The sequence below is a fragment of the Nitrospirillum amazonense genome (assembly GCF_029594735.1).
In the GTDB taxonomy this organism is placed as follows: Bacteria; Pseudomonadota; Alphaproteobacteria; order Azospirillales; family Azospirillaceae; genus Nitrospirillum; species Nitrospirillum amazonense.
This window is the reverse complement of the sequence record NZ_JARPAF010000002.1, coordinates 2,141,022-2,157,908: the sequence shown is the minus strand read 5'-3', so window position 1 is coordinate 2,157,908 and position 16,887 is coordinate 2,141,022. Positions and strand designations below refer to the sequence as shown.

The window sequence follows — 16,887 nt, the reverse complement described above, 5'->3', positions numbered from 1 at the left end:
TTCTGATGGCGTGAAAGACGATGGCGCGTAAACTCTTTGGTACCGACGGCATCCGGGGCACGGCCAATACCGAGCCCATGACGGCGGAGACGGCCCTGAAGGTGGCCATGGCGGCCGCCCTGCAGTTCCGCCGCGGCAACCACCGCCACCTGGTGGTCATCGGCAAGGACACCCGCCTGTCGGGCTATATGCTGGAACCGGCGCTGGTGGCCGGCTTCGTCTCCATGGGCATGGACGTGACCCTGGTGGGCCCCATGCCCACGCCCGCGGTGGCCATGCTGACGCGGTCGTTGCGCGCCGACATGGGCGTCATGATCTCCGCCTCGCACAATCCCTATTACGATAACGGCATCAAGCTGTTCGGGCCGGATGGCTACAAGCTGTCCGACGAGGTCGAGGCCGCCATCGAGGCGCGCATGGTGGAGGGCTTCGCCGGTGATCTGGCCGGCGCCAAGGATTTGGGCCGCGCCCAGCGCCTGGACGACGCCATCGGCCGCTATATCGAGCAGGCGAAGGCCACTTTCCCGCGCGGCCTTCGCCTGGATGGGCTGAAGATCGTGGTCGATTGCGCCAACGGCGCCGCCTACAAGGTGGCGCCCAAGGTGCTGTGGGAACTGGGGGCCGAGGTCATCCCGGTGGCGGTGGCGCCCGACGGCTTCAACATCAACAAGGAGTGCGGCGCCACGGCGCCCAAGGCCATGCGTGACGCTGTGGTGGCCCATGGCGCCCACTTGGGCATCGCCCTGGACGGCGACGCCGACCGGCTGATCCTGGCGGATGAGACCGGCACCCAGATCGACGGCGACCAGGTCATGGCCTTGATCGGCTGCGCCTGCGCCGATGCCGGCACCCTGCGCGGTGGCGGCGTGGTGGCCACGGTCATGTCCAACCTAGGCCTGGAATTGCACCTGAAGGGCCGGGGCCTGAGCCTGGCCCGCACGCCGGTGGGCGACCGCTATGTCGTGGAGCATATGCGTGAGCATGGCTACAACGTTGGCGGTGAGCAGTCCGGCCACATCGTCCTGTCCGACCACGGCACCACGGGCGACGGCTTGGTGGCGGCCCTGCAGGTGCTGGCCGTCATCCAGCAGTCGGGCAAGCCGGCGTCGGAGGTCTTGCGTGTCTTCCAGGCCCTGCCCCAGGTGCTGAAGAACGTGCGGTTCGAGCCGACGGGCGGCACCACGCCCCTGGCCGCCAGCGCCGTTCAGGACGCCATACGCGCCGGTGAAGCCCGGCTGGGCGGCACCGGTCGCGTCCTGATCCGCAAGTCGGGCACCGAGCCGCTGATCCGGGTCATGGCGGAGGGCGACGACCAGGGCCTGGTGACGGCGGTGGTGGACGACATCGTCGCCGCCATCAAGGACGCCGCCCCGGCGCCCGCCTCCAAGGTCGCGGAATAAGGCCGTGCGCGGCCGTGTCCTGATCGTCGCCGGGTCCGACAGTGGCGGCGGCGCCGGCATCCAGGCGGACATCAAGGCGGTGACGGCGCTGGGCGGCTACGCCATGACGGCGGTGACGGCCCTGACGGCGCAGGACACCCATGGCGTGCAGGCAGTGATGCCCGTTCCGCCGGAGTTCATCGCCCTGCAGATGCGGCTGTGCCTGGCCGATATCGGTGCCGACGCGGTCAAGACCGGCATGCTGGCCTCCGCCGAGGTCATCGAGACGGTAGCCGAGGTGCTGAGCGAGGTGGGCGTGCCCGCCCTGGTGGTCGATCCGGTCATGGCGGCCAAGGGCGGCCAGCGCCTGCTGGAGGACCGCGCCCTGTCGGTGGCGATCACGCGGCTGCTGCCCATCGCCACGCTGCTGACCCCCAACACGGTGGAGGCGGCGGCCCTGACCGGCCTTCCTCTCGAAAGTTTCGAGGGGGACAGCCTGGATGGCATGCGCCGCGCCGCCGACCGACTGCTGGACTTCGGCACCCAGGCCGTGCTGATCAAGGGCGGCCACCGCGCTGGCCCGGTGGTCACCGATCTGCTGGTCACCCGGGGTGGGGAACACAGCTACAGCGCCCCCCGATTCGACAGTGTGCACACCCACGGGACCGGCTGCACCTTGGCGTCGGCCATCGCCTGCGGTTTGGCCCAGGGGCTGGCCGCGCCCCAGGCGGTGGAACGGGCGCACGCCTACGTGCAGGCGGCCATCCGCACCGCGCCCGGCTTCGGCGGCGGCCATGGCCCGCTGAACCACACGCACACGGTCAGACCGTTTCCCTAAACAAAACTATCGCCCATGGCGGCGGGCTCTGAGAGCAGATTGGCCACGGTGCGCAGGCCCTGGTCCAGCACGTCCACCCGCTCCACCCCACCGATGCAGATGCGCACGGCGTGGGGCGTGTCGCCGCGGGCCACGGCGAAGGCGTCGGCCGGCGTGACGCGCACGCCCCGGCTCAGCAGCGCGCGGGCGAAATCCTCGCGCCGCCAGGGCTCGGGCAGGGTCAGCCACAGGTGCGGGCAGGCGGGATCGGAGGGGACGCCAGGCAACAGGCGGCGGGCCTGGGCTTGCCGGTCCGCTACCAGGGCGCGGCGCTGGGTGGCGCTCTCCAGTGCTGCGCCGGACAGGATGAACTCCGCCGACAGCTCCGCCCCCAGCGGGTTGACGCCCAGCAGGGTGGCGCGCAGCAGGGTGCGCACGCGGTCCATCAGGGGCGGCGGGCACAGCAGAAAGCCGGTGCGCAAGCCGGGCATCAGGTTCTTGGACAGGCTGGTCAGGAACAGCACCCGCTCCGGATCCAGCGTCGCCAGGGGCGGCGGGCCTGGGTCGTCGGCCAGGAAGCCGTAGACATCGTCCTCCACCACCCGGATGCCGGCCTGCCGGCAGACGGCCATCACCGCCTGGCGGCGGTCGGCCCCTTGCGTCACCGTGGTGGGGTTGTGCAGGCGCGGCATGCAGTAGAGCGCGTGGGCACCATGGGCGCGGGCCGCCTGCTCCAATGCGTCGGGCAGCAGGCCCCCGTCATCCATGGCCACCGGTACCAACCGCAGGTCCAGCAGTCCGGCCAGGGGCTTCACCGCCGGATAGGACAGCTGCTCCACCAGCAGGCTGTCGCCGGGCCGGGTGATGGCGGCCAGGGCTAGGTGCATGGCGTTCTGCCCCCCGGCGGTGGGCAGCACCAGGGCCGGGTCAACCGTCAGGCCCGTGGTCTGGGCAATCCACGCCGCCCCCGCCTGGCGGTGGCGAGCGCTGCCGTTCACAGGCGGGTAGTGCATGAGGCCCGACAGGTCGTTACGCGACGCCAGGCCCAGCAGCGCCTGGCGCAGCCGTTCCTCGTTGGGGTGCTGCGCCAGGGCGTTGACCGAAAGATCAATGACGCCGGTGTTGTCCACCGGTGCCTCCGCCGGCCGAGGGTCGCGCACGAAGGTGCCGCGCCCGACCTCCCCCCCGATCAGACCGCTGCGCTCGGCTTCCGCGTAGGCGCGGGTGACCGTGCCCACGGTGACGCCCAGGCGCCAGGCCAGGTCCCGATGGGTGGGCAGCTTGGCGCCAATGGGCAGGACGCCGCTACCGATGTCGTCCTGCAGGGCGGCGGCGATGGCGCGATAGCGCGGACCCGGGCGGTGGGAGATGTCGGGCAGCCAATGCGGCTGTTTCTCGGTCATTGTCATGGCGACAATATCGATATTGATGGAGATATATCTCTGTTCTATTCCGGAATTGTCCCCATTGTCATCCGCCTTCATGCGCTGACACAGTCATTACCGCCCTACCGGAGGAGGTTTTCCCATGCGCCTGCCCATCTATCAGATCGACGCCTTCACCAGCGCCGCGTTCGGCGGCAACCCCGCCGCCGTGGTGCCGCTGGACGCCTGGCTGCCGGATGCGACGCTGCAGGCCATCGCCATGGAGAACAACCTGTCGGAGACGGCCTTCTTCGTGCCGCCGGGGCCGCAGGATGACGGCGCCTGGGGCCTGCGCTGGTTCACCCCGGCGGTGGAGGTCGACTTATGCGGCCACGCCACCCTGGCCACCGCCCACCTGATGATGACCATCCTGCACCCAGGCACGGAGCGCGTGGTGTTCCGCACCCAGAAGGCCGGCTTGCTGACCGTGGTGCGGGAGGAGGGAAGGCTCACCCTGGACTTCCCCGCCCGCCCGCCTCAGACACCGGATAGGGTGCATGAAGGCCTGGTCGCGGCCCTGGGCGGGCCGGCGCCCGCCGCCATCCTGGCCGCCCGGGATTACCTGGTGGTCTACGACGATGCCGCCGCTGTGCGCGCCTTGACCCCTGACATGGCCGGGCTGCTGGGCATCGACCGTTTCGCCGTCATCGTCACCGCGCCGGGGGATGAGCCGGGCGTGGATTTCGTTTCCCGCTTCTTTGCGCCGGCCAAGGGCGTGCCGGAAGACCCGGTGACGGGGTCGGCCCACTGCACCCTCATTCCCTATTGGGCGCAGCGCCTGAACACCGACCGGCTGTCCGCCCGCCAGGTGTCGCAGCGGGGCGGGGCGCTCACCTGTCGGCTGGAGGGCGATCGTGTGCGCATCGGCGGCGACGCTGTCCTGTTCCTGGAGGGCTATATCCATATCTGACCCTGCGCCCGCTGGTTCCGAGCGTCGGCCCACTGCTTCTCACTGGAAGGGGGAGCGGTCTATGCCGTTCAGCCGATTGATCCGGCCCCCACCTTTTGGGGAGGATGCCCGAATGCTTCGGAGTCGGAAGGGGTATGGCGTCGGTTGGTCTGCCCCCAATTGACGGTTTGACCCTTCCGCTCCGGGTGACCCCGACCACAGGGTGCGAAATCCCTCCGTTTTCGCTGGCATGCCGGTTACGGAAGGGGTGGTTGCGGACATAGCCGTTTACCCGGCCCTGTGGATGCGGGATGATGCGCGACGCATTCATAAAACCGGGCGTTCAAGCTGTATTAACACTACGGCCGCGCCCAGCTATTCGTTGGAGCCAGGGTCCCGGTGGAAAGGCAACAGCAACTGGTCGGAACGGTGAAAACCGCGTTCGAGCTGCACAGCCTGCACAATGACCAGTGGCTTCTGGTCAAGGAAGGGCCTGACCTGCGGCAGATTGAGCCTGCGGCCGCCCTGCTGATCGACCGCAAGGAGGTCGACGGCGTGCGCATCGTGCGCCGTCGCGATTACCTGGACCACGACTTCAAGAGCCACATCACCGTACGCAAGCGCTTGCGCCCCGGTGTGGCGGAAACCGACCCGTTGCAGATCGCCAACCCAGGTCGCGACGCCTCCTGGTGCGACAAGCCGGAGGATTTCACCGGCGATATCCAGCGGCAGGTCATCCGCGGCCTGTTCGCCCGCTATCTGGACGATGTGCGCGTGACCCCGCTGGAAGTGTTGTATTACGAGGTGGCGGCCCGGGCGCTGGACAATGCCGGCACCCTGGTCCAGGGCGCGCTGCAGCGCCTGGCCAGCCAGCAGGTGCGCGGCAGCCAGCAGAGTGCTGTGTCGCGCATGAAGGAACTGATGGCCATGGTGGACGACGGCCTTAGCCGCCTGTTGGCCAAGGCCAAAGGCAACCCGGTGCCGCCGCTGGCGCCGTGCGGCCTGAAGGCGTTATCGGACAAGCTGGCCGCCGGCGGGGCGGACCCCATCCCCGGCCTCTATCGCGCCACCGCCGCCTATCTCGCCGGCTGCAAGACCTGGATGGAAAAGCTGGATCGGCTGTTCCGCCTGTTCAGCCCCGAGCTGACGGTGCGCGAGATGCGCATCATCGACAGCATCGCCGCCGAGATCATGGGCTCCTCCCTAGCCTTGCGCGAGCTGGTGGGGAAGGAGGCCGACCGCATCGAGCTGGTGCTGAACGCCATCAACCTCTACGTCGGCAAGCTGGGCAAGGTGGAGATGGACGCCGCCGGCAGCCATCTGCCGGGCGTCATAACCCTGTCGGAGCTGCTGGCGCAGGGTGTGCTGCCGCGCACGCTGGCGGAGCTGCGCTTGGGCCTGCTGCGCCATCTGCACGCCCGCCTGCCGTTCCATGGCGAGCGCAACATCCAGGATGAGCTGCGCGCCCTGGTGCGCATCCAGGACCACCTGAAGGTCACGGCGCCTACCCTGGTGAATGACGAGGAAATCCAGGAGGCCATCGCGCTGCGCGCTGACAAGCTGATCCAGCCGGAAGGCATGTCGGATGTCATGGCCCTGGCCCGCGGCACCTATTCCAAGATCAACCTGGTCCTGAGCCTGGTGAACATGGCGCCGGGCAAGCAGGCCAAAGCCAAGCTGGCGCCCTACCTGCGCTCCCTCATCGTGCCGGACGACATCGTTTGGGACATGGGCTGCCAGAATCGGCGCATGGACATCATCCAGCCGCTGAGCGAGCTGTCCGACCGCATCCAGAACGCCGGCCTGCCCGAAACCTCCAAGCGGGAGATGCTGGACATCCTGGACAGCGCCCTGTTCGAGACGGTGCGGACGGAAATCGTCGGCAACCAGGCCATGGGCTTCGCCGATCGCATGCTGGCCCTGATCAACACCTGCGGCGGCTTGCCGGAGGGCAGGGCCCGCACCTTCGCCAGCGAGACGCTGACCACGGCCCTGCGTCGGCCGGAGTTCATCTTGAACTATCTGGAGCGATTCGAGAGCGCGACAGAGCGGCGGGACAACTATTTCAAGCTATGCGAAAATTTGGCCGCGAGCCGCCTGGTCCCCCCAGCCCTTATCCCCCATGCGGCGGCCTGATCACGCTACCCCAGCCTTCATCCGAAAGGATATTTCGCGGCTTGTTCTGGCATGGCAGCAATGTGTCGCCGCCATGCCGTCATGATTGACGTTCTTGCGCGGCGACCATAATGTCCGCGGCGGGACACGCCTCCCCAACGAGGCGCAACTATTCTGCAAGGAATAGCATCATGACCGTACCGCCGAAGCCCGAGAGCCGGCCGTCGAATCCGAATTTCTCCTCTGGTCCTTGCGCCAAGCGTCCGGGTTGGACGCTGGAAGCCTTGAAGGGTGCCCTGGTGGGCCGCTCGCACCGGTCCAAGCCCGGCAAGGCCAAGCTGCAAGAGGTCATCGACCGCAGCCGCGCCCTGCTGAACATTCCGGCCGACTACCGCATCGGTATCGTCCCGGCTTCCGACACCGGTGCCGTGGAAATGGCCCTGTGGTCGCTGCTGGGCGCCCGTGGCGTCGACATGGTCGCCTGGGAAAGCTTCGGCAAGGATTGGGTGACCGACGTTGTGAAGCAGCTGAAGCTAGCCGACGCCCGCACCTTCACCGCCGGCTATGGCAAGCTGCCCGACCTGACGCAGGTCGATTTCAAGAACGACGTGGTCTTCACCTGGAACGGTACCACCTCCGGTGTGCGTGTGCCCGACGGTGAGTGGATCGCCGCCGATCGCGAAGGCCTGACCATCTGCGACGCGACCTCCGCCGCGTTCGCCATGGACCTGCCCTGGGACAAGCTGGATGTCGTCACCTGGTCCTGGCAGAAGGTGCTAGGCGGTGAAGCGGCCCATGGCATGCTGGTGCTGAGCCCCCGCGCCGTCGCCCGCCTGGAAAGCTATAAGCCGGCTTGGCCGCTGCCCAAGATCTTCCGCATGACCAAGGACGGCAAGATCGTCGAAGGCATCTTCAAGGGCGAGACCATCAACACCCCCTCGATGCTGGCGGTGGAAGACGCCCTGGACGGCCTGCGCTGGGCCGAGTCCGTGGGCGGCTTGAAGGGCCTGGTCGAGCGGTCTGAAAGCAACTTGGCCGCCGTGGCCGATTGGGTTGCCGCCGGCACCACCGCCGCCTTCCTGGCCGAGGTGCCCGCCACCCGCTCCTGCACCTCCATCTGCCTGAAGTTCGCCGACCCGAAGCTGGCCGGCCAGACGCCGGAAGTCCAGGCTGAGGTGGCGAAGAAGGTGGCGTCCCTGCTGGAAAAGGAAGGCGTGGCGCTGGACGCCGGCGCCTACCGCGACGCCCCGCCCGGCCTGCGCATTTGGGGCGGCGCCACGGTGGAGCGGTCGGACATCCAGGCGCTGCTGCCCTGGATCGATTGGGCCTACGCCACGGTCGCGGCCGAACTGGTCGCCTGAGCCGCCTTAGCGTCTTACACGCCTTTCCTGACATACGGCCTGGCGCCGCCTTGAATACCCGGAGTCCATCCGGGGGCGGCGCCGGCCCATCCTCCAGAAGGATCGCAGAGCCATGCCCAAGGTTCTCATTTCGGACAGCCTGAGCCCCCGCGCCGTCGAGATTTTCAAGGAGCGCGGCGTCGAGGTTGACGTCATCACCGGCCTGAAGCCCGATGAGCTGAAGGCCATCATCGGCAAATACGATGGCCTGGCCATCCGCTCGTCCACCAAGGTCACCAAGGAAGTGCTGGCCGTCGCCACCAACCTGAAGGTGGTCGGTCGCGCTGGCATTGGCGTCGACAACGTGGACGTGCCTGCCGCCACGGCCAGCGGCGTGGTGGTCATGAACACCCCGTTCGGCAATTCCATCACCACCGCCGAGCACGCCATCGCCATGATGTTCGCGCTGGCCCGTGAAATCCCGGCCGCCAACACCTCCACCCATGCCGGCAAGTGGGAAAAGAACCGCTTCATGGGTGTGGAGCTGTACGGCAAGACCCTGGGCGTCATCGGTTGCGGCAATATCGGCTCCATCGTCGCCGACCGCGCCGTGGGCCTGAAGATGCGCGTCGTCGCTTTCGACCCCTTCCTGTCGGCCGAGCGTGCCCAGGACCTGGGCGTGGAGAAGGTGGAGCTGGACGAACTGCTGCGCCGCGCCGACTTCATCACCCTGCACACGCCGCTGACCGACGCCACCCGCAACGTCCTGGACGCCAAGGCCCTGGCCAAAACCAAGCCGGGCGTGCGTATCATCAACTGCGCCCGCGGCGGCCTGATTGTCGAGGCCGACCTGAAGGCGGCGCTGGACAGCGGCCATGTCGCCGGCGCCGCCCTGGACGTGTTCGCGGAAGAGCCGGCCAAGGAAAGCATCCTGTTCGGCAATGAGAAGATCATCTGCACGCCGCACCTGGGTGCCTCCACCACCGAGGCGCAGGAGAACGTGGCCCTGCAGGTGGCCGAGCAGATGTCCGACTTCCTGGTCACCGGCGCCGTGGTCAACGCGCTGAACATGCCCTCGGTCTCGGCCGAGGACGCGCCCAAGCTGAAGCCCTACATGAAGCTGGCCGAGCAGCTGGGCGGCTTCGCCGGCCAGATCACCGAGACCGGCCTGAAGTCGGTGACGGTGGAGTATGAGGGCCAGGTCGCCGACCTGAACACCCGTCCCCTGACCGCCATCGTCCTCATGGGCCTGCTGTCGCCCCTGCTGGCGTCGGTCAACATGGTCAACGCCCCCGTCATCGCCCGCGAGCGGGACATCAAGGTGGCGGAGACCAAGCGGGATGACGCCGCCGACTATCAGACCCTGATCCGCGTGGTGGTGCAGACCGAGCGGGCGACCCGCACCGTGGCCGGCACCCTGTTCGGCGGTGAGAAGCCCCGCATCGTGCAGATCGAAGAAGTGCCGATCGAGGCGGAGCTGAGTGAGCACATGCTGTTCATCCGCAACGAGGACAAGCCCGGCTTCATCGGCAAGCTGGGCACCACCCTGGGCGACGCCGGCGTCAACATCGCCACCTTCCACCTCGGCCGCACCGAGGCCGGCGCCAACGCCATCGCCCTGGTGTCGGTGGACCAGGAGGTGGGGGACGGGCTGCTGGAACGCATCCAGGGCCTGCCCAGCGTGGTCCGCGCCAAGGCCCTGCGCTTCCAGGCCTGAGGCGCAACCCGCTTCATGATCAGGAAGGCCGCCCCGGGGAGGATCTGGGGCGGCCTTTTCTTATGCCCACGGCTTCGCGTCAAGATTGTTTCGAAACCGAACCAAATAAATCCGGCTATATGCGCAAGGGTTGATTTTGTGCGTCCCGGCCCCTGTTCTTCTGTGGTATTAGAAGGCACCGGGTTGGCCGTCCCGGCAGGGGACACCCGGCCACCATTCCCGGCCACCGATCCAGCGACACCCTAATCAACCTCAGGTGCCATCGATGAGCTCCACGCCCACCAGTCTGTCGAAGACCGAGTTGTCCTCCGCCCTCCAGGAAATCAGCCGGGAACTGGAAGGTCTGCGCGCCGAGATCGAAAAGGTGGGCACCGTCGCCCAGCAGATTGACGCCATCGCCAAGCAGACCAATCTGCTGGCCCTGAACGCCACCATCGAAGCCGCCCGCGCGGGTGAAGCTGGCAAGGGCTTCGCCGTCGTCGCCGGCGAAGTGAAGAACCTGTCGGGCCAGACCGCCGCCGCCACCGCGGAAATCTCCGCCGTTCTGCAGAGCTTGACCAAGCGCACCCAGCATCTGGGCCAGCTGGTCGAACGGGCGATCACCTCCGCCTGATAAGGCGGCGGCGGCTTGTTCAAGAGTCGCCCTTGTATTCGCGGGCCCGCGCGGGGGGTGCACCCTCAGGCGCGGGCCTGTTTCTTTGCGCACGTCACACGCTTTTTTGAGTGCGCCCTTTGATCGCACGGCCTCGGGGGCAACGAACAATTTCGGATATGGCGACTCTTTCCGATTTTCCGCCGTTTCCATCCTCGCCGTTTTGTGACTTATTCTTACGGGGTAGGGGCGGCGGGCGGCCGCCCTGAAAAAGGCTACCCATAGGGGTAGCGAACCGAGAACCGCCCAGCCCGCATGAAGGGGCCGTGGATCGCGCCCCGGACCAGATGGCGTAGGGAGAGCACGTGCTGTTCGCGGAGGGACCACAGGCTGCCGGCCACCTCGCCCAACGGGCGATGGAGCGCATGCGCGCCGAGGCGGTGGCCCCGCACCCGCACAACTTCACCGTCTGGTATGCCTACTGCAGCGGCCGCTATCCCGACCTGACCCGGGCGGTGGACATCATCGCCAGCAACGGCCTGCCCTTCACCGAGGCGCGTTGCGCCGACCTCTATCACAAGTTCTTCGCCGCCGATGACGAGATCCAGGCCATCCAGGAGATCGGCGTGAAATTGACCGAGGCTCTGGCCGGCGTCACCGGCGCCGTCGCGTCCGCCGGGAACGACGTGGGCAATTTCGGCGCGGCCCTGAAGGTATTCCAAGGGCAGGTCGATCTGTCCGAAACGCTGGACCAGTTGCGCGGCGTCATCCGGGCCATGACCGAACAGGCCCAGCGCGTGGCCGTGCGCAACCAATTCCTGCAGACCCAGCTGAGCGACAGCGCGCAACAGCTGGAAACCATGCGCCGCGACCTGGACACCGTGCGGCGCGAGGCCATGACCGACGCCCTGACGGATCTGGCCAACCGCAAGCAGTTCGACCAGGCCCTGCGCGAGGCCGCCGCCACCGCCATGGAGGACGGCCGGCCCTTGTGCCTGCTGATGATCGACATCGATTTCTTCAAGAAATTCAACGATAATCACGGCCATGTCGTGGGCGATCAGGTGCTGAAGCTGGTGGGGCGCACGCTGAAGGACTCCGTGCGCGGCCGCGATACCGCCGCCCGCTTCGGCGGCGAGGAATTCGCCATCATCATGCCGGAATGCACCCTGGACGAGGCGCTGGCTTTCGCGGAGAAGACGCGGGCCACCATCGCCAACCGCCGCATCGTCAAGCGCACCTCGGGCGCCGCCATCGGCAACATCACCCTGTCGGTGGGCGTGGCGCTGTATGAGCCGGGGGAATCGCTGGGCCGTTTCGTCCAGCGTGCGGACGAAGCGCTTTATATGGCCAAGCACGAAGGCCGTAACCAAGTGCGCGCCCACGTGGACACCGAAGCGGCTTTTGTTTGAGTCCCTCAAACGGCGGGCGCGGGCATCCGCCCGCTTGCCTCATCCTCGATTTCCAGTCCGCTGACGCTTCCCGGAAATCTGCCCCTGGAAATCTGTGGCGGCTGCAGTCGCAGCCTTGTCGCGGCGCTCCGTTGAGCTTTAGGGGCTAAAGAGTAGCGATTGGGAGAGAGGCGCTCAGCCCTCTCACCATTTGCGCTCGGTCTTCATGCCGCCGGCGTTGATGGCGTCCAGGAAGGGGCTGCCGGTCGACTTGCGGTCGCGGGTGGCGCGCAGGGTGCCCTGGGCCCGCGTGGCGGCCACCACCTTGATGGCGGCCTCGGTGGCGTCGGTGTGGATCTGGTGCCGCACGTCCGACTCCAGCGACTCGAACGCCTCGCGGGCGAAGACCAGCGCATTCTCCGACCGGGTTTCCAAAACCTGGCGCAGGGCGTTGGCCGCCATCAGGCATTCCAGCCGCTCCGGCCCCGACAGATCGTCCAGGACGTCGGCCAGGATGCCGATCGCTTGCAGCGTCTTGGTGTCGTTCAAGCGCAGGTTCATCGGTTCACTCCCCGCTTCGCCGGCCGCCGCCGGAGGGGCGCGGACCGTACGAACGGCTTTGTCATGGTGACCATCATCTTTCCACCATATGAACCTCTTGTGCAACGGGATAGGTGCCCAGCCTTTAGGGGAGGCCATCCTGGCGGAATGGGGGAGAAGGCAGGGGAAACGCCATCGTGGGGGCAGACGGAAGGGGACCTTGTGCTATATATGTTCCCATCATGACCGATCTGTTTTCCCGTCTGGACCCGCCCGCCCCGCCCAAGAAGGACGAGCCTGAGAAGGTTGTGCCCTTCACCGCCGCGCCCCGCCCCGCGCCGGCCCCGCCGCCGCCCATGCCTTTCCATGGGCCGGCCGGCTGGTCGCCCGCCTATCTCGACGCGCTGAACCCGGCGCAGCGCGAGGCGGTGGAGTCGCTGGACGGCCCCGTCCTGGTGCTGGCGGGCGCCGGCACGGGGAAAACCCGGGCCCTGACCACCCGCCTGGCCCACCTGCTCATGACCCGACGCGTCAGCCCCTGGAACATCCTGGCGGTCACCTTCACCAACAAGGCGGCGCGTGAGATGCGGGAGCGCGTGGGCGCGTTGATGGGCACGGATACCGAGGGCTGGTGGATGGGCACCTTCCACGCCCTGGCCGCCCGCATCCTGCGCCGCCATGCCGAGCTGGTGGGCCTGACCTCCAGCTTCACCATCCTGGACACCGACGACCAGCTGCGCCTGCTGAAGCAGCTGATGGAGGCAGAGGGGGTGGACAGCAAGAAGTGGCCGGCCCGTTTGCTGCTGTCGGTCATCGAGCGGTGGAAGGACCGGGCCCTGCCGCCCGACCGCCTGCGTCCCGAAGACGCGGGCGAGGCCGCCGGCGGCAAGGTGCTGACCCTATACCGCCAATACCAGGACCGCCTGCGCACGCTGAACGCCTGCGACTTCGGCGACCTCCTGATGCACAACATCACCCTGTTCCAGGCGCATCCGGATGTGCTGGCGGATTACCATCGCCGGTTCCGCTACATCCTGGTGGACGAGTACCAGGACACCAACGTGGCACAGTACCTGTGGCTGCGCCTGCTGGCCCAGGGGCACCACAACATCTGCTGCGTCGGCGACGACGACCAGTCCATCTACGGCTGGCGCGGGGCGGAGGTGGGCAACATCCTGCGGTTCGAGCAGGACTTCCCCGGCGCCAAGGTCATCCGCCTGGAACAGAATTACCGTTCCACCGGCCATATCCTGGCTGCCGCTGCCGGCGTCATCGCCCACAACCAGGGCCGCCTGGGCAAGACCCTGTGGACCGAGGCCGAGGGCGGGGAGAAGGTGCGCCTGCGCGGCCTGTGGGACGCCGACAGCGAGGCCCGCTGGGTGGGTGACGAGGTGGAGGCGCTGCAGCGCAAGGGCACCAGCCTGGACCAGATGGCCGTGCTGGTGCGCGCCGGTTTCCAGACCCGCGAGTTCGAAGAGCGTTTCATCACCCTGGGCCTGCCCTATCGCGTGGTGGGCGGCCAGCGCTTCTACGAGCGCCTGGAAATCCGCGATGCCATGGCCTATCTGCGCGTCGTGGCCCAGCCAGCCGATGACCTGGCGTTCGAGCGCATCATCAACACGCCCAAGCGCGGCATCGGCCCCGCCACCATCCAGCAGCTGTACCAGACCAGCCGGGTGCTGGGCGTGCCGCTGCTGGAGGCCACCTGGCGCCTGACGGAGACGGATGAGCTGAAGCCCAAGGTGCGTGGCACCCTGCGCGGCCTGGTGGAGGATTTCGCCCGCTGGCGGGCGCAGATGGACACCGTGCGCCACACCGACCTGGCCCAGTCCATCCTGGATGAGAGCGGCTACACCCGCATGTGGCAGGAGGACAAGACGCCGGAGGCGCCGGGCCGCCTGGAAAACCTGAAGGAACTCGTCAACGCCATGGGCGAGTTCGAGAACCTGCTAGGATTCCTAGAGCATGTCAGCCTGGTGATGGAGAATGCGGAGACGGTCGATTCCGCCCAGGTCTCGCTCATGACCCTGCACGGCGCCAAGGGCCTGGAGTTCGACGTTGTCTTCCTGCCCGGATGGGAGGAGGGCGTGTTCCCCAGCCAGCGCACCCTGGATGAGAACGGCATCGCGGGGTTGGAGGAGGAACGGCGCCTGGCCTATGTCGGCATCACCCGGGGCCGCAAGCGCGTCTACATCAGCCACGCCGCCAACCGCCGCATCCATGGCACCTGGTCCACCAGCCTGCCGTCGCGTTTCATCGGTGAACTGCCCGATGAGCACATCGCGGTGGAGAACGACCCCGGCCTGACTTCAGGCCATTGGGGGCAGGGAATGGCCGGCGGCGATGGCGGCTACAGCCGGGGTGGTTCCTCCTGGGGTGCCCGCAGCGACAGTTTCAGCGACAGCTTCAACCGCATGGGACGCCAGGCGCCTGCGGGCAACCGCACCAGCCGCCTGATCGAGGGCACGGCCCTGGACGTCACCCCGCGCGCCCGCCCCGATGCCCCCTTCCGCCCCGGCGCCCGCGTCTTCCACCAGAAGTTCGGCTACGGCGTGGTGAAGGCGGTTGAGAACGACAAGCTGGAAATCTATTTCGAGCATTCCGGCACGAAGAAGGTCATGGACAGCTTCGTCATGCCGGCGGACCAGGCGGGGTGAGATGATGCCAAGGGGCGATATTTCCAACCTTCTTCGCGGTATTGCTGTGGCCGTAAGGACTAGGGCAGATCGTGTTGCTGCTGGGCACCAAGCCAGAGGTCTGTCTGGATATGTAGATTTTTCTGATGGAATCGGCAGAATATTGTTTCTGATCGATGCCTATGTTGCTGATAGGGAAAGCAAAATTAAGAATAATGAAATTGGTGAGTCGGTGGAGTTTTGGGCGAAATCGTTGATGCGCACTGATTTTTACAGGTCGTTCTTGTCAAGGGAGAGTATCGATATCCCGTCGGCCTGGTCTGATTCACGATATACCAAGAATCTTTCTTATCGGAAGCGTATTCCATTGCACGATGCAATGGAAATTTTTTTGGATATTATTCGAGTCAACATGTTGGGGCAGCCTGCGTCCTTTGTAAAAAGAGAATCGGATGTGGCGCGTGAATTATTAGAAATTATACCGGAGCAGAAAGTCGCTCCTGCGCAATTTGATATAATTAATAATAAGCTAGTTATATTGCAACAGAAGGCGAATCTAGAATCTGGTAATTCTTATAATATTGAATCTGCCAGAAAATCTTTGGCAGAAAGTGGTGTTCGCCTCATTAAAAACCTGAATGATTCGAACTGCGACAGGAGGCTTGTCGAGATTGTTCAGATAATGCATGAAAAAATAGCCGATAATGTTAATATTATTCAAATTGGCATGCTAAATATTGAGATGGAGGCAACCTGCGCTAAATTTGTAGATGAATTGCCCAATGCAATTGCCGGAATGCTTACATCGCAAGCTCTTAATATAAGGCTATATTTAGCACAATTCCCTGAATGGGTCCAATTCACAGAGAATGCACTACAAATAGAATTATCAGATCAAGAAATACAATATGTTTCTGATATTGCTTCTCAGCTTGCCAATAAGCTTTCCCACCAGGAAGATATTGTAGATCCAGATGTTCCAAAGATAATACTATTCTTGCAATCTTTAGTTCGAAATCCGCGTAGCGCAGGAAAGAAAACTGTATTTGCCATAATTAGAACTATTGAGAATTTAATAGCAAGAATATTCAGCTATGGTGCTGAGTTCATGGATCTTTCTATAAAGAAGACAATTGAAGAAGCATCTAAAGTGATATCCAAAACAGCAGTTGTTGGATTGTTGGCGGCAAGTCTCACCGCTGTGGGAATTGTTCCTGTCTTGTCAAAGATAGGAGATGTAACTTGGATGCGAACTGCTGCCGAAGTATTTAAGCATGAACTTGATAAGATAAGTAAAGAGTAACATTATAGCCGCTCGTACGTGCCGGTCAGGGTGCCCCAGGCCAGCACGGTCTGGGGCGTCAGGGCGGCCAGCAGGTCGGCCAGGCTGGGCAGGTCCGGCAGGGCCAGCGGGTGTTCCAGGGCCAGCAGCTGGAAGACGTAACGATGGGGGCCGTGGCCGCGCACCGGACGCGGCCCGGCATAGCCGACGCGGCCGAACAGGCCCCGGCCCAGGATGACGCCGTTGCCGACCTGAGGGCACAGTTCCCCCTCTTCGAAACCTTTGCGCTTGGGGGCGATGGCCGTGGCCAGCAGGTGGGTCACCGGCCGGGGCAAGGGCGCATCCGGGTCCTGCATCACCAGGGCCAAGGCCGCCGTGCCGGCGGGCACGCCCGTCCAGGTAAGCGTCGGGGAGAGGTTCTCGCCCACACCGCTGCCGGCATGGTGGCGGGGAATGGCCGCGCCGTCGGCGAAGGCGGGGCTGCTGAGGCACAGGCTGGCCGGCGCATCCTTCACCAGGGGATGGTTGACGACCAGGCGGGCGTCCCCCGCACGCAGGCCCCGCAGCAAGCGGCCCAGCCAATGGCGTTTGGGCGCGGCGGGGCGCATGCCGTGGCCGCGCTCCAGGATCAAGGGGGGCAGGCCGCTGTCCAGGGTGGTCCTCATGCGGTTCCTCCCGCGTCAGGGTGGTGAGGGGGCGCCCAGGTGAGGAGGTGACGGCGGCGGCGGCCCGTGTTATGCGAGGATGGTCTCGCATAACGGATAG

At 65.7% G+C, this 16,887-nt stretch carries 13 protein-coding genes; 10 read left to right on the top strand and 3 right to left on the bottom strand.

Going from position 1 to position 16,887, the window contains the following annotated elements; all coding sequences use genetic code 11:
- The first annotated feature begins 20 nt into the window (after window positions 1-20).
- Window positions 21-1,400: a phosphoglucosamine mutase gene (gene glmM, locus P5F91_RS15880; protein ID WP_145611643.1), complete on the top strand. Its 1,380-nt coding sequence runs from the start codon at window positions 21-23 to the stop codon at window positions 1,398-1,400.
- 4 nt (window positions 1,401-1,404) lie between these two features.
- On the top strand, window positions 1,405-2,217 hold the full coding sequence (gene thiD / locus P5F91_RS15875; RefSeq protein ID WP_277907588.1) for a bifunctional hydroxymethylpyrimidine kinase/phosphomethylpyrimidine kinase: 813 nt from the start codon (window positions 1,405-1,407) through the stop codon (window positions 2,215-2,217).
- Here the strand turns inward: thiD and P5F91_RS15870 are convergent.
- On the bottom strand, window positions 2,214-3,599 hold the full coding sequence (locus tag P5F91_RS15870; protein WP_277907587.1) for an aminotransferase-like domain-containing protein: 1,386 nt from the start codon (window positions 3,597-3,599) through the stop codon (window positions 2,214-2,216). The two genes, thiD and P5F91_RS15870, sit on opposite strands and share 4 nt — an antisense overlap.
- Window positions 3,600-3,723: 124 nt before the next feature.
- Here P5F91_RS15870 and P5F91_RS15865 point away from each other — a divergent pair, with 124 nt between their 5' ends.
- The 6 genes from P5F91_RS15865 (at window position 3,724) to P5F91_RS15840 (ending at window position 11,685) form a co-directional block, all read left to right on the top strand.
- Complete coding sequence (locus P5F91_RS15865) at window positions 3,724-4,530, top strand: PhzF family phenazine biosynthesis protein (RefSeq protein ID WP_145611649.1); 807 nt, start codon at window positions 3,724-3,726, stop codon at window positions 4,528-4,530.
- Between the two features lie 408 nt (window positions 4,531-4,938).
- Complete coding sequence (locus P5F91_RS15860) at window positions 4,939-6,645, top strand: hypothetical protein (RefSeq protein ID WP_277907586.1); 1,707 nt, start codon at window positions 4,939-4,941, stop codon at window positions 6,643-6,645.
- Between the two features lie 170 nt (window positions 6,646-6,815).
- Window positions 6,816-7,985, top strand: a complete 1,170-nt coding sequence (locus P5F91_RS15855) for a phosphoserine transaminase (protein WP_145611653.1) — start codon at window positions 6,816-6,818, stop codon at window positions 7,983-7,985.
- Window positions 7,986-8,097: 112 nt separating this feature from the next.
- The gene (gene serA, locus P5F91_RS15850; RefSeq protein ID WP_145611655.1) at window positions 8,098-9,681 is read left to right on the top strand and encodes a phosphoglycerate dehydrogenase; all 1,584 of its coding nucleotides are present in this window, start codon (window positions 8,098-8,100) and stop codon (window positions 9,679-9,681) included.
- A gap of 265 nt (window positions 9,682-9,946) precedes the next feature.
- Window positions 9,947-10,294: a methyl-accepting chemotaxis protein gene (locus tag P5F91_RS15845; protein ID WP_004273812.1), complete on the top strand. Its 348-nt coding sequence runs from the start codon at window positions 9,947-9,949 to the stop codon at window positions 10,292-10,294.
- Between the two features lie 344 nt (window positions 10,295-10,638).
- Window positions 10,639-11,685 (top strand): GGDEF domain-containing protein, encoded by a 1,047-nt coding sequence (locus tag P5F91_RS15840; RefSeq protein WP_145611656.1) that lies wholly within the window; start codon window positions 10,639-10,641, stop codon window positions 11,683-11,685.
- Window positions 11,686-11,868: 183 nt separating this feature from the next.
- Here P5F91_RS15840 and P5F91_RS15835 read toward each other — a convergent pair whose 3' ends face one another.
- Window positions 11,869-12,225, bottom strand: coding sequence for a hypothetical protein (locus P5F91_RS15835; protein WP_050898563.1), 357 nt, complete (start codon window positions 12,223-12,225; stop codon window positions 11,869-11,871).
- Window positions 12,226-12,446: 221 nt separating this feature from the next.
- Here P5F91_RS15835 and P5F91_RS15830 point away from each other — a divergent pair, with 221 nt between their 5' ends.
- Window positions 12,447-14,861: an ATP-dependent helicase gene (locus P5F91_RS15830; RefSeq protein ID WP_422394468.1), complete on the top strand. Its 2,415-nt coding sequence runs from the start codon at window positions 12,447-12,449 to the stop codon at window positions 14,859-14,861.
- A 1-nt stretch (window position 14,862) separates the two neighbouring features.
- On the top strand, window positions 14,863-16,143 hold the full coding sequence (locus P5F91_RS15825; RefSeq protein WP_277907585.1) for a hypothetical protein: 1,281 nt from the start codon (window positions 14,863-14,865) through the stop codon (window positions 16,141-16,143).
- A 2-nt stretch (window positions 16,144-16,145) separates the two neighbouring features.
- On the opposite strand, the gene P5F91_RS15820 is transcribed toward P5F91_RS15825, so the two are convergent.
- A complete protein-coding gene (locus tag P5F91_RS15820; protein WP_277907584.1) occupies window positions 16,146-16,787 on the bottom strand; it encodes a YbhB/YbcL family Raf kinase inhibitor-like protein in 642 nt (213 codons plus the stop codon).
- Window positions 16,788-16,887 lie beyond the last annotated feature (100 nt).